Source organism: Mycolicibacterium hippocampi (genome assembly GCF_010723735.1).
GTDB lineage: Bacteria > Actinomycetota > Actinomycetes > Mycobacteriales > Mycobacteriaceae > Mycobacterium > Mycobacterium hippocampi.
The window spans coordinates 2,008,506-2,020,972 of record NZ_BLLB01000002.1; the positions used below are offsets into that span (position 1 = coordinate 2,008,506).

The 12,467-nt window shown below is 68.8% G+C and carries 14 protein-coding genes; 12 read left to right on the forward strand and 2 right to left on the reverse strand.

Annotated elements, in window-relative coordinates; all coding sequences use genetic code 11:
- Positions 1-10: 10 nt before the first annotated feature.
- Genes alr through tsaD form a run of 6 tightly spaced genes read left to right on the forward strand, consistent with a single transcriptional unit; the run spans position 11 to position 4,777 of the window.
- A complete protein-coding gene (gene alr / locus G6N53_RS10810; RefSeq protein ID WP_163895748.1) occupies positions 11-1,138 on the forward strand; it encodes an alanine racemase in 1,128 nt (375 codons plus the stop codon).
- A complete protein-coding gene (locus G6N53_RS10815; protein ID WP_163888455.1) occupies positions 1,135-2,223 on the forward strand; it encodes an alpha/beta fold hydrolase in 1,089 nt (362 codons plus the stop codon). The genes alr and G6N53_RS10815 overlap by 4 nt, the downstream gene beginning before the upstream one ends.
- Positions 2,216-2,680 (forward strand): tRNA (adenosine(37)-N6)-threonylcarbamoyltransferase complex ATPase subunit type 1 TsaE, encoded by a 465-nt coding sequence (gene tsaE, locus G6N53_RS10820; protein WP_163888456.1) that lies wholly within the window; start codon positions 2,216-2,218, stop codon positions 2,678-2,680. The genes G6N53_RS10815 and tsaE overlap by 8 nt, the downstream gene beginning before the upstream one ends.
- Positions 2,677-3,306 (forward strand): tRNA (adenosine(37)-N6)-threonylcarbamoyltransferase complex dimerization subunit type 1 TsaB, encoded by a 630-nt coding sequence (gene tsaB / locus G6N53_RS10825; RefSeq protein WP_163888457.1) that lies wholly within the window; start codon positions 2,677-2,679, stop codon positions 3,304-3,306. Before tsaE ends, tsaB begins: the two co-directional genes overlap by 4 nt.
- On the forward strand, positions 3,303-3,758 hold the full coding sequence (gene rimI, locus G6N53_RS10830; RefSeq protein ID WP_163888458.1) for a ribosomal protein S18-alanine N-acetyltransferase: 456 nt from the start codon (positions 3,303-3,305) through the stop codon (positions 3,756-3,758). Before tsaB ends, rimI begins: the two co-directional genes overlap by 4 nt.
- Positions 3,755-4,777: a tRNA (adenosine(37)-N6)-threonylcarbamoyltransferase complex transferase subunit TsaD gene (gene tsaD / locus G6N53_RS10835; protein WP_163888459.1), complete on the forward strand. Its 1,023-nt coding sequence runs from the start codon at positions 3,755-3,757 to the stop codon at positions 4,775-4,777. Before rimI ends, tsaD begins: the two co-directional genes overlap by 4 nt.
- On the opposite strand, the gene G6N53_RS10840 is transcribed toward tsaD, so the two are convergent.
- The gene (locus tag G6N53_RS10840) at positions 4,765-6,333 is read right to left on the reverse strand and encodes an HNH endonuclease signature motif containing protein (protein ID WP_163888460.1); all 1,569 of its coding nucleotides are present in this window, start codon (positions 6,331-6,333) and stop codon (positions 4,765-4,767) included. The two genes, tsaD and G6N53_RS10840, sit on opposite strands and share 13 nt — an antisense overlap.
- A gap of 192 nt (positions 6,334-6,525) precedes the next feature.
- Here G6N53_RS10840 and groES point away from each other — a divergent pair, with 192 nt between their 5' ends.
- From groES to G6N53_RS10855, 3 genes are all read left to right on the forward strand, one after another.
- The gene (gene groES / locus G6N53_RS10845) at positions 6,526-6,828 is read left to right on the forward strand and encodes a co-chaperone GroES (RefSeq protein WP_048630140.1); all 303 of its coding nucleotides are present in this window, start codon (positions 6,526-6,528) and stop codon (positions 6,826-6,828) included.
- Between the two features lie 88 nt (positions 6,829-6,916).
- Positions 6,917-8,545: a chaperonin GroEL gene (groL, locus tag G6N53_RS10850; protein ID WP_163888461.1), complete on the forward strand. Its 1,629-nt coding sequence runs from the start codon at positions 6,917-6,919 to the stop codon at positions 8,543-8,545.
- 71 nt (positions 8,546-8,616) lie between these two features.
- Positions 8,617-9,021 (forward strand): YkvA family protein, encoded by a 405-nt coding sequence (locus G6N53_RS10855; RefSeq protein ID WP_163888462.1) that lies wholly within the window; start codon positions 8,617-8,619, stop codon positions 9,019-9,021.
- Positions 9,022-9,155: 134 nt separating this feature from the next.
- Here G6N53_RS10855 and G6N53_RS10860 read toward each other — a convergent pair whose 3' ends face one another.
- The gene (locus G6N53_RS10860) at positions 9,156-9,446 is read right to left on the reverse strand and encodes a WhiB family transcriptional regulator (RefSeq protein WP_137148761.1); all 291 of its coding nucleotides are present in this window, start codon (positions 9,444-9,446) and stop codon (positions 9,156-9,158) included.
- 396 nt (positions 9,447-9,842) lie between these two features.
- Between G6N53_RS10860 and G6N53_RS10865 the strand changes: the two genes are divergently transcribed.
- From G6N53_RS10865 to G6N53_RS10875, 3 genes are all read left to right on the forward strand, one after another.
- On the forward strand, positions 9,843-10,613 hold the full coding sequence (locus G6N53_RS10865; protein ID WP_163888463.1) for a hypothetical protein: 771 nt from the start codon (positions 9,843-9,845) through the stop codon (positions 10,611-10,613).
- 133 nt (positions 10,614-10,746) lie between these two features.
- Complete coding sequence (locus G6N53_RS10870) at positions 10,747-11,325, forward strand: sigma-70 family RNA polymerase sigma factor (RefSeq protein ID WP_163888464.1); 579 nt, start codon at positions 10,747-10,749, stop codon at positions 11,323-11,325.
- Positions 11,318-12,454 (forward strand): anti-sigma-D factor RsdA, encoded by a 1,137-nt coding sequence (locus G6N53_RS10875; RefSeq protein ID WP_163888465.1) that lies wholly within the window; start codon positions 11,318-11,320, stop codon positions 12,452-12,454. Before G6N53_RS10870 ends, G6N53_RS10875 begins: the two co-directional genes overlap by 8 nt.
- Positions 12,455-12,467: the final 13 nt, after the last annotated feature.

Consider the following 12,467-nt stretch of genomic DNA (forward strand, 5'->3'; position numbering starts at 1 on the left):
GATCACAACCATGAACACGCCCACCGCGGTCGTCGACCTCGACGCCATCGCCCACAACGTGGCCACGCTGCGCGAGCATGCCGGCGCCGCGGCGGTGATGGCTGTCGTCAAGGCCGACGGCTACGGTCACGGCGCCGCCCCGGTGGCGCGGGCCGCGCTGGCCGCCGGGGCCGCCGAGCTGGGCGTCGCGACCCTCGACGAGGCACTGGCGCTGCGCCGCGCCGGCATCACCGCACCCGTGATGGCGTGGTTGCACACCCCGAACACCGATTTTGCGCCGGCGCTGCAGAACGACATTCAGGTCGCGGTTTCCTCGGAACGCCAGCTCGACGACGTCGTCGACGCCGTGCGCCGCACCGGCACTACCGCGACGGTCACCGTCAAGGCCGACACCGGCCTCAACCGCAACGGGGTCGCGCCGGCCGCCTTTCCCGGGCTGCTCGACGCGTTGCGCCGCGCCCAGGCCGAGGAAACGGTGCGGGTGCGCGGGATCATGTCGCACCTGGCACACGGCGACGACCCCCAGAACCCGTTCAACGACGTGCAGGCGCAGCGGCTGACCGATCTGGCGGCGGCGGCCCGCGCGGTTGGCGTGCGGTTCGACGTGGTGCACCTGTGCAACTCGCCGGCGGTCCTGACACGCCCCGATCTCGCGTTCGACATGGTGCGCCCGGGCATCGCGGTGTACGGCCAGAGCCCCATCCCGGACCTCGGCGATTTCGGGTTGCGCGCGGCGATGACGGTGAAATGCCCGGTGGCCATGATCCGGTCGCTGCAGGCCGGCGACGGCGTCTCCTACGGGCACACCTGGACCGCGGACCGCGACACCACGGTTGCCCTTCTCCCGGTCGGGTACGCCGACGGGGTGTTCCGGCCGCTGAGCAATCGCTTCGAGGTGTCGATCAACGGCAGGCGGTACCCGAACGTCGGCCGCGTCTGCATGGACCAGTTCGTGGTGGATCTCGGTCCGGACCCGACCGGCGTCACCGAGGGTGACGACGCGATCCTGTTCGGTCCGGGCACCGACGGCGAACCGACCGCACAGGACTGGGCGGACCTGCTCGACACCATCAACTACGAGGTCGTCACCAGTCCACGGCGACGCATCGGGCGCAGCTATCGAGGCGGACCGCGGTGAGCGCACGCGCAGGATGGTTCGCCGGGGCGGCGGGGGTGTCCGCAGTCGGCACCGCCGCAGGGGTCTCGATGGCACGGTCGCTTCGTCGCCGCATCACCAGTGAAGACCCGCATGTGGACGAGGATTTCGAGCTGCTCGACGCCGACCGCAGCTGTGTGGTGACGACGCCCGACGGGGTGCCGCTGGCGGTGCGCGAGGTCGGACCGAAAGACGCCCCGCTGACCGTGGTGTTCGCGCACGGGTTCTGTCTGCGGATGGGGTCGTTTCATTTCCAGCGGGCACGGCTCAGCGAACAGTGGGGACCGCAGGTGCGCATGGTCTTCTACGACCAACGCGGCCACGGGCAGTCGGGGGAGGCGCCGCCGGACACCTACACCGTCGAACAACTGGGCCAGGACCTCGAGAGCGTGCTGGCCCTGATGGCGCCGCGCGGCCCCGTGGTGTTGGTCGGTCACTCGATGGGTGGCATGACGGTGCTCTCCCACGCCCGCCAGTACCCGCAGCGCTACCCGACCCGAATCGTCGGCGCCGCATTGATCGCCTCTGCCGCAGAAGGGGTTTCGCGATCCCCGCTCGGTGAGATCCTCCGGAACCCGGCGCTGGAAGCGGTGCGTTTCACGGCGCGCTACGCCCCGAAGCTGGTGCACCGGGGACGCGGCGCCGCGCGCCGGGTGATCGGGCCGATCCTGCGGGCTGCCTCCTACGGCGACGAGAAGATCAGCCCGAGCGTGGTGGCGTTCTCCGAAGAGATGATGCACGACACCCCGATCACCACCCTGGTGGAGTTCCTGCACGCACTGGAGGTGCACGACGAGACCGAGGGGCTGTCGACGCTGAACAAGGTGCCGACCCTGGTCGCCTGCGGTGACCGTGACCTGTTGACGCCGATGGAGTACTCGGAGGAGATGGCCGGCGCGCTGACCAAAGCGGAGCTGGTGATCGTCTGCGGTGCTGGTCATCTGGTCCAACTCGAGCGCCCGGAAGTGATCGACGATGCGCTGGTCCGGCTGGTGGAGCGGGCCACTCCGTCCAAGCTCGTCGCGCTGACCCGCCGGGTGCGGGAGCGGGTGCGCGCCAATGGATGAGCGCTCGGGCACGGCCGAACTGTTGACCGCCGACGACACCATCGCGCTGGGGGCCAGGCTGGGACGCGAGCTGCGCGCCGGCGACGTCGTCGTGCTCTCCGGGCCCCTCGGCGCCGGAAAAACGGTTCTCGCCAAGGGGATCGCACAAGCCATGGACGTCGAAGGCCCGGTGATCTCGCCGACTTTCGTCCTGGCCCGGGTGCACCGGTCACGCCGAGCGGACACCCCGGCGATGGTGCACGTCGACCTGTACCGGCTGCTCGACCAGACGTCGGTCGACCTTCTGGCTGAACTGGACTCGCTGGATCTCGACACCGATCTCGACGACGCGGTCGTGGTCGTGGAATGGGGCGAGGGCGTCGCGGAACGGTTGTCGGACAGCCATCTCGACATCCGACTGGAGCGCGCACCGGAAACCGATGTGCGCACCGCGATCTGGCAGTGGAGCCGACCATGAGCATCCTGGTGCTGGCGATCGACACCGCGACACCCGCCGTCACGGCCGGTGTGGTCCGACTGGACGGCGATGTCACCGAACTCCTTGCCGAGCACGTGATCGTCGACCCCCGGGCGCACGCGGAACGCCTCACCCCGAACATCGTCGGCGCGCTCGCCGACGCGGAGGTCACCGTCGACCAGGTCGACGCCGTCGTGGTGGGTTGCGGCCCAGGCCCGTTCACCGGACTACGGGTGGGCATGGCGACGGCGGCCGCGTTCGGTCATGCCCTCGGCGTCCCGGTGCGGGGAGTGTGCAGCCTGGACGCCATTGCGGTCGGCACCGCCGGTGAGGTGCTGGTGGTCACCGATGCGCGACGCCGCGAGGTGTACTGGGCGCGGTACCGCGACGGCGCACGGGTCGACGGCCCGGCCGTCAATGCGGCGGTCGACGTGCCGGTCAGCGCCGACGCGGTCGCCGGGTCGCCCGAGCACGCCGCGTTGTTCGATCTGCCGCGGCTGGCGCCGGTCTACCCCAGTGCGGTGGGTCTGGTTCGCGCCGTGTCGGATTGGGACGGCGAGCCCGACCCGCTGGTGCCGATGTATCTGCGCAGGCCCGATGCCAAGCCCTCGGCGGCAGCACGGTGAACACCGCGCAGTACGGCCCGCTGAAGCCCGGTGACGCCGCGCGCTGCGCGGAGCTGGAAGCGCAGCTGTTCGACGGCGACGATCCGTGGCCGGAGCGGGCGTTCCTGTCGGAGCTCGCCGCCAAACACAACCACTACGAGGCGGCACGCGTCGACGACAAGCTGGTGGGTTATGCGGGCATCGCCCGGCTGGGCCGCATCCGTCCCTACGAGTACGAGATCCACACCATCGGTGTCGACCCCGCGTACCAGGGGCATGGCATCGGCAGGCAGCTGCTCGACCGGCTGTTCGAATTCGCCGACGGGGGAACGATTTTTCTCGAGGTGAGGACCGACAACGCGGCGGCGATCGCGCTGTACGAGAGCGCAGGCTTCACCAGGGTGGGCATCCGCAAACGCTACTACCGCGTCAGCGGAGCTGACGCCTACACGATGAAACGGGAGCGCCGATGATCGTCCTGGCCATCGAGAGTTCCTGCGACGAGACCGGTGTCGGCGTCGCCGAACTCGGCGATGACGGGACCGTGACGCTGCTGGCCGACGAGGTGGCGTCGAGTGTGGACGAGCACGCCCGCTTCGGCGGGGTGGTACCCGAGATCGCATCCCGCGCCCATCTGGAGGCGCTGGGCCCGACGATGCGCCGAGCGCTGCAGGTCGCAGGAATCACCAAGCCCGATGTCGTCGCGGCCACCATCGGTCCAGGCCTGGCCGGTGCGCTGCTGGTCGGGGTGGCTGCGGCCAAGGCGTACTCGGCGGCGTGGCAGGTGCCTTTCTACGCCGTGAACCACCTCGGCGGGCACCTGGCTGCCGACGTGTTCGACCACGGTCCGCTGCCGGAGTGCATCGGCCTGCTGGTGTCCGGAGGACACACCAACCTGCTGCACGTCCGTTCGCTGGGGGAGCCGATCATCGAACTGGGTTCGACTGTCGACGACGCCGCAGGCGAGGCCTATGACAAGGTGGCCCGGCTGCTGGGCCTGGGCTATCCGGGCGGCAGGGTTCTCGACGAGCTCGCTCGAACCGGTGATCCCGGCGCGATCGTGTTCCCCCGCGGTATGACCGGCCCGCGCGATGCCCCGTACTCGTTCAGCTTCTCCGGATTGAAGACCGCGGTGGCCCGCTATGTGGAAAGGCATCCCGATGCCTCGCAGGCCGATGTCGCGGCGGGATTCCAGGAGGCTGTCGCGGACGTGCTGACAGCGAAGGCGGTGCGCGCGGCCGGTGAGCTCGGAGTGTCGACCCTGTTGATTGCCGGCGGGGTCGCCGCGAACTCACGGCTTCGGGAGCTGGCGGGGGAGCGTTGCGCCGCAGCGGGTTTGACGTTGCGGATCCCCCGGCCGCGGTTGTGCACCGACAACGGCGCGATGATCGCATCGTTCGCCGCACACCTGATCGCCGCGGGTGCACCGGCTTCGCCGCTGGACGTGGCCAGCGACCCTGGCCTGCCGGTGGTGCAGGGTCAGGTCGCCTGAATATTTTGTGCGCGTTCGGTTTTGATGCGTGCGGCGTCGTCGGCGGCGCGGGTGCGGCGTCGGCGGGGCATCATCATCGACCGGGCAGCGGCGGGGTCTGGCGGGTCTGAGGTGGGTGGGGGGAGGTCGGCGGTGGTCAGATTGTGGGCGGGGAAGAACAGGGTGCTGCCCGGGCGGGTGGTGTGGGTCCGCCCGTCGGGGGCTGTCCAGATCACCGTTCCGTCCGGCCACTGAGTATCGCGCCAGCCGCCCGGTCCGCCCCAGAAGGTTTTGATCAGGTGATGGGTTCGGCATTTGCAGTTCAGGTTCGACGGATGGGTGGGACCCAATGGCCAGGGGTTCACGTGGTCGATGTCGCAGCGGTCGGCGGGCACATCACAGCCCGGGAAGCGGCAGAACATGTCGCGGACCCGGATGAACTCCGCCAGCCGCGCCGAGGGTCGGTACTGCGGTTCGGGGTCCGGGCCGGGCAGCCACAACGGGTTGACTTTCGCGCCACCGCGGATCGCCTCGGCCAGCACCGGCGTCGGGATCACCCCGCGCCCCGGCAACAACGCCACCCCCGAATCGGTCAACCGCGGCGGCTCGGCATCCTGCGTCGGCTCGGGGTCCCGCGGCGGCTCGGGGTCCTGCGGGGGCGTCGTCTCGGGGTCCTGCGGCGGCTCGGCATCGTGCGGGCGCGCCGGTTCGGGTTTGGCGGCCTTGGCCTGGGCGTGTGCGGTGTCCTCGGCGGCGATCAGTCGTCGGGCGGCGTCGACGGCGGCCTGGTCGGCGATCACCCGGATCGCCACCGCCGAGGCCGGCGCCGTCTGCGCGGACGGGCACTGCGCGCCGCCGCACCGGCACGCCAGCACCGTGGTGCCGTGCCCGAGCGCGCCCACCGCATCGGCCCAGCGTTCACCGGCGCTGCGCGGATCATCAGCACACAGCCCGGCCACCATCGCGGTGATCCGCCGACGCAACGCGGCGGCGTCGGTGGGCGTCAACCGGCCCCACACCACGGTGATCTCGTTGGTGTCCTCACACGCCCCGATGTGGAAATCGCGGGTCCGGACAGCGTCTTTGGCGCGGCGTACCCCGTCGGGGTCATAGCGTTCGATCACCGCGTCGATCGCCCGATCCAACTGGCCTTCGGACAGCGTTCCCCACCGCACTGCTTTGTCGGCCAGTTCGGTGTCGATCAACGCGATCAACTCGTCGTTGTCGACCAGCTGGGTCCGCCAGGTGATCTCCGAGATCAGCCGCGCACCGATCAACCCCTGGCCAAACAGTGCCGCCACCGCCGGAAGGCGATCCCGCAACGCCACCGCGATCCGCATCTGCCCCGAGGCCCGCCGCTGCCCCACACCCAGCGCTGCGGCCAGCCGTGCGGCGGTGTGGCTCCACGGATCCACCGCCCACCGGGCCCGCTCGTCATCCTCACCAACGCTGCGATGCACCAACTCCGCAATCGCGGCCAGCCGCCGCGCCGCGACCTTGGCCTCCTCCCGGGCCAACTGCTCGATCTCACCCACCAACGCGCCATCATCCACGTGGTCGAACTTCGAATCGAACATGTGTGCGATTTTACCGCCAGCCACCGACACGTCGGCAGTTCAAGCGCATCCCGATCTTGAGTGCTAGCACTCGCGTGTATAGAGTGCTAGGTGGCAGTCGGTTCAACCCCTGTGTCGGCACCCGCGACGACGGCGCGAGGGCGGTCACCGGCCGCCGAGTACATACACCAACATGAGTGAAGGGGCTCCATCGTGGCGAGCGTGAACATCAAGCCACTCGAGGACAAGATCCTCGTTCAGGCCAACGAGGCCGAGACCACGACCGCTTCCGGTCTGGTCATCCCCGACACCGCCAAGGAGAAGCCGCAGGAAGGCACCGTCGTCGCAGTAGGCCCCGGCCGCTGGGATGAGGATGGCGAGAAGCGGATTCCCCTGGATGTGTCTGAGGGCGACGTGGTGATCTACAGCAAGTACGGCGGCACCGAGATCAAGTACAACAACGAGGAGTACCTGATCCTGTCGGCGCGCGACGTGCTGGCTGTCGTTTCCAAGTAAGCAATATCGTGTTCCGCCCCGGACGTTCCCGCATACGGGTGATGTCCGGGGCGGTGCGCGTCATACCCCGTCTTAGGGAAAGAAACTTATGAGCAAGCAGATTGAATTCAACGAGACCGCGCGCCGCGCGATGGAGGCGGGCGTCGACAAGCTCGCTGACGCCGTCAAGGTGACGCTCGGCCCGCGCGGCCGCCATGTGGTGCTGGCCAAGGCGTTCGGTGGCCCTACCGTCACCAACGACGGCGTCACCATCGCCCGTGAGATCGACCTGGAAGACCCGTTCGAGAACCTCGGCGCTCAGCTGGTCAAGTCCGTCGCCACCAAGACCAACGACGTCGCCGGCGATGGCACCACCACCGCAACCGTGTTGGCGCAGGCGCTAGTCAAGGCCGGCCTGCGCAACGTCGCAGCCGGTGCCAACCCGATTGCGCTCGGTGCCGGCATCTCCAAGGCAGCCGACGCGGTGTCGGAAGCCCTGTTGGCCGGGGCCACCCCCGTCACCGACAAGAAGTCGATCGCACAGGTCGCCACCGTGTCCTCCCGTGACGAAGAGGTCGGCGAGCTGGTCGGCGAGGCGATGACCAAGGTCGGCCACGACGGCGTGGTGTCGGTCGAGGAGTCCTCGACGCTGTCCACCGAGCTGGAGATCACCGACGGCGTGGGATTCGACAAGGGCTACCTGTCGGCGTACTTCGTCACCGACTTCGACGCGCAGCAGGCCATCCTCGAGGACGTGCTGGTGCTGCTGCACCGCGAGAAGATCAGCTCGCTGCCGGACCTGCTCCCGCTGCTGGAGAAGGTCGCCGAGAGCGGCAAACCGCTGCTGATCGTCGCCGAGGACGTCGAGGGTGAGGCGCTGTCGACCCTCGTCGTCAACGCGATCCGCAAGACGCTGAAGGCTGTTGCGGTCAAGGCGCCGTTCTTCGGCGACCGCCGCAAGGCGTTCCTCGACGATCTCGCGGTCGTCACCGGTGGCCAGGTCGTCAACCCCGACGTGGGTCTGATGCTGCGTGAGGTCGGCCTCGAGGTGCTGGGCAGCGCCCGCCGCGTCGTCGTCGACAAGGACAGCACCACGATCGTCGACGGTGGCGGAACCAAGGAGGCCATCGACGGCCGCGCCGCTCAGTTGCGGGCGGAGATCGAGGCCAGCGACTCGGACTGGGACCGCGAGAAGCTCGAGGAGCGGCTGGCCAAGCTGGCCGGCGGGGTGGCTGTGATCAAGGTCGGCGCAGCCACCGAGACCGATCTGAAGAAGCGCAAGGAGGCCGTCGAGGACGCCGTCTCCGCGGCCAAGGCTGCCGTCGAAGAGGGCATCGTCGTCGGTGGCGGTGCTGCGCTGGTGCAGGCCCGCGCCGGCCTGGCGAAGCTGCGCGACTCGCTGTCCGGTGACGAGGCACTCGGGGTCGACGTGTTTTCGTCGGCGTTGGTGTCGCCGCTGTACTGGATCGCCACCAACGCCGGGCTGGACGGTTCGGTCGTGGTGAACAAGGTCGCGGAATTGCCGGCCGGCCACGGTTTCAACGCCGCCACGCTGGAATACGGCGATCTTCTCGCCGACGGCGTGATCGACCCGGTGAAGGTGACCCGATCCGCGGTCGTCAACGCCGCGTCGGTGGCGCGGATGATCCTGACCACCGAGACGGCGATCGTCGACAAGCCGGCCGATGAAGAAGGTGATGGCCACGGCCACGGTCATCATCACGGCCACTCGCACTAGAAGCACGCTGTACGGAGCACCCCCGGTCCACAGGGCCGGGGGTGTTTTGCGCGAAGGGCGAGGATAAGAGCATGTGGTCGCTTGTGTTCGGCGTGATCGCGGGTCTTGCGATGTGTTGGCTGGCCCTTGCCGTCGCCTTGTGGAGGGCGAAGCCGGCGGATCTCGGCCCGCGCGAGATCGCCCGGTTGCTTCCCGATCTGTTGCGGCTGATCAAGCGCCTGGCAACCGATCCCACGATGCCGAAAGGTGTCCACATCCGGATCGCGCTGCTGACGGGCTACTTGGCGCTGCCATTCGATCTGATTCCCGACTTCATTCCGGTGCTCGGCTACGCCGACGACGCGCTGGTCGTCGCATTGGTCCTTCGTTCTGTCACTCGGCGTGCCGGTCCAGAAGCGCTGACCGAGCACTGGCCCGGGTCGCCGCAGGGTCTCGATGCGGTGCGCCGACTGTGCAGACTTCCGGTGGGCGACTAGTGCGTCGCGACGTCAGTCGCGAGCGAACCCGAGCTGACCCACGGCGTCGGGGTGATGCTCGCCATCGCCGGAGAACTCGAGGGCGACGTGGTCGGCAGGCCTTCGACGTCCTGCGTCGGGCCGGCGACTAGCGGTCAGGCGGTTCGGCGGATACCCCGCTTGAGGAGCAGTTCGCGCTCGGACTCGCTGAGGCCGCCCCAGATGCCGTAAGGCTCGCCGACGGCAAGAGCGTGGGTGCGGCACTGGGTGATCACGGGGCAGCGACGGCACATCTCCTTGGCCCGCATCTCCCGCTGTGCGCGGGCGCGACCGCGCTCACCATCGGGGTGGAAGAACATCGAGGAGTCGACTCCCCGGCAAAGGCCCGACATCTGCCAATCCCAGATATCGGCATTCGGCCCGGGCAACTGTTGCGGCTGTGGCATTTCAATACCCCTCTCTGCGCATCCAATTCGTATACGCGCTGGATGCGTGAGTTGTTGAACAGATCCGAGCGCAGTCGCCGATGACCTCTCGTGCACACAACGTAGAAGGGCTTCGGAATTGCCGTCAATAGGCTGGCGTTGTGCTGAACCGCATATCCGCAGGCAGAGAATTTACATCACGTTCATCCATGCGACCCGTGCGCAACGGGTTCGGTGCTAACAACTCCGGCCGCCACGTAATCGTCACCGCTGTTTTGGCTGATCAGTCCTCTGCTGTGTCGCTCTCGTTCATACCGCGCCTAGTAGCCAGTTGACACGGCGTTAACAGTGCGTCGACGAATTGTTAACTAACGCAGTATTAAAACCATTTCTGAATTGGTAGCGTCCCGATTCGGCATGAATGACGCGGCGTTCGGCGGTGACCCCGGGCAATGGCCGCTGCCGCCAGCCAGCACACCACAAGAGCTGTGGTTGCGCGCGGTGGCAGCCGGCGGGCAGGGCCACTACGCCGGCGCCCTGGCAGACCTGGACCTGCTACGCCGGCAACGCACCGGCGGCCGGCTCGCGTCGCTGGCGTGGAGCACCCACGCGTCGTTTGCGCGCCAACTCGGCTGGCACGATCGGGCCCGCCCGCTCGACGGCAGGGCACTGGCGCTGTCCGGCGAGGACGCCGAGGCCGACGCCGACGCGCTCATCGGGCTGGCCGCCGACGCGCTGGGTGTCGGCAGGTTTGCCGCGTCGGCGCGGGCGCTGCAGCGTGCGGCGGATCTGGTGATGCGATCACCCGTTGCGCGCCTGCCAGTGCGGTTCGCGTGGGTGTCGGCGGAACTCGCGATGGTCCGTGGCGACGGCAGCGCCGCCGTCGACCATGCCGAACACGCACTGCACCTGGCTTCGACGCTGGGGTCGACGCGCCACCTCGTCAAGTCCGGGGTGGTCCTGGCCGCTGCGCGATGCAGTAGCGGCGACGTCGCTGCGGCACGTCGACAGGCCGATGAGGTGCTGGTGGCAGCCGGGGCATCCGGGCTGGTCCCGTTGCGGTGGGCGGTGGCGTGCCTGCTGGCCGATATCGGCAGCGGGCAGCATTCGCCCGTCGAAATAGCGGCCATCCGCGACGGCTGCGTCGAAACCGTGACCCGACGGGGCGGCGTGTGGCGATCGTGGTAACCCGGTTGTGCCCTGTCCGGTCGTTATTGTTTAGCTGAGCCGCACCCTGTGGTGGGGCCACCTGCCCACCGGCAGACCCACCTCCCGCGACGCGGGGAGTGCCCCCGACGTAACGCTGGAGATACCGCCCACGATGACAATTTCGGGAGAACATCTCGACGCTGTCGTCGCTGAGGCGGTCGCCGGCGACCGGGACGCGCTCCAGGAAGTGCTGAAGACCATCCGTCCTGTCATCGTCCGGTACTGCCGGGCGAGGGTGGGGACCACGGAGCGCAGTGGACTCTCAGCAGACGATGTCGCACAGGAGGTCTGCTTGGCTGCCATCACAGCGCTGCCGCGCTACAAGGATCAGGGACGCCCGTTCCTGGCCTTCGTCTACGGCATCGCTGCACACAAGGTTGCTGACGCCCATCGTGCTGCCGGGCGTAACCGGGCCGATCCGATGGATGTGGTCCCGGAGCGGCTGTCCGTCGAGTCGGGCCCCGAGCAGCTGGCGATCGAGTCCGAACAGTCGACCCGGATGAACGAACTGCTGCAGATCCTTCCGGACAAACAGCGGGAGATCCTGATACTGCGTGTGGTGGTCGGGATGAGCGCGGAGGAGACCGCCGAGGCCGTCGGCAGCACCGCCGGCGCGGTGCGGGTGGCGCAGCACCGCGCGCTGGCGCGGCTGAAGACCGAGATCATGGCGACGGGGCGGGACCATGCCTGACTTCGGACGCTGGACTTCCAACGGGGGTGATCCCTCCCTCAACGAGATCAACCGCACCGACCGGTTCCTCGACGCGTTGGCCGCGCAGGAGCCGGTGTATGCGACCGATCGCGGCGAAGCCGAGCTGGCGAACCTGCTGGCGGGCTGGCGCGACGACGTCCGCGAGACGCCGATGGGCGAGCTGCTGACGACGAACGAGGCCGCGCAGGCGCTGGACCGTGTCACCCCGCGGGGCCGCGGCCGACGGCTGTCGCTGGCGGTGGTGGGTTCGGCGGCCGCCGCGGTGTTGTGCCTCGGCGGCTTCGGCGCCGTGGTCGCGGGAGCGGGCCCTGGTGACGCGCTGTACGGGTTGCGGACCATGCTGTTCGGTGAGCAGACCACGACCCGTGACGACGCGGTGATCCTGGCCGCCCAGACCGAGATGGCGCAGGTGCAGGAGCTGATCGAGCAGGGCGACTGGCAGGCCGCCCAGGACAAGCTGCAGACGATCACCACCACCGTGGCGACGGTGAACGACGTCGAGAGCAAGCAGGACCTCGTCACGCAGTGGCAGGAGCTCACGGTCAAGGTCGAAGCGCAGGACCCGGCCGCCGTCGTCGCGCCGGGCGCACCGCCGCCCGTCTTCCCGGAGGTACCGGTGGTCGAACTCGACCCCGGAACGCTCGTCCCGCTGCTGCCCGGGACCACCGAAACCTCGGAGACCACCACATCGGAGACCACCACATCGGAGACCACCACGTCGACTTCTGAGACGACTTCGGAGACGAGTACGTCGGAGACGGCGACCTCGGAGACGAGCACTTCGCCGACGGAGACCAGCTCGCCGGTCTCTGAGACGCCGCCGACAACTACTTCGCCGTCGACCACTTCGCCGTCCACGTCGCCCACGCCGACGACCAGTCGGTCACCGGTGTCGACCACCACCACCACGTCGACGTCAGTCATCGCCCAGCAATCCACGACGGCGCCTTCGCCGTCCCCGGCGGCTCCGTCGAGTTCGGCGGCTCCGTCGGCGAGGTCGACAGCTACGCCGGTACCGTCGCCAACTCCGACGGTGGTGCCGTCACCGACACCTGCGCCGCTGCCGACCACCACCACGCTCGGTGTGGCCCCGGTGGCACCGGGCTGACTCGTCGGCTGTG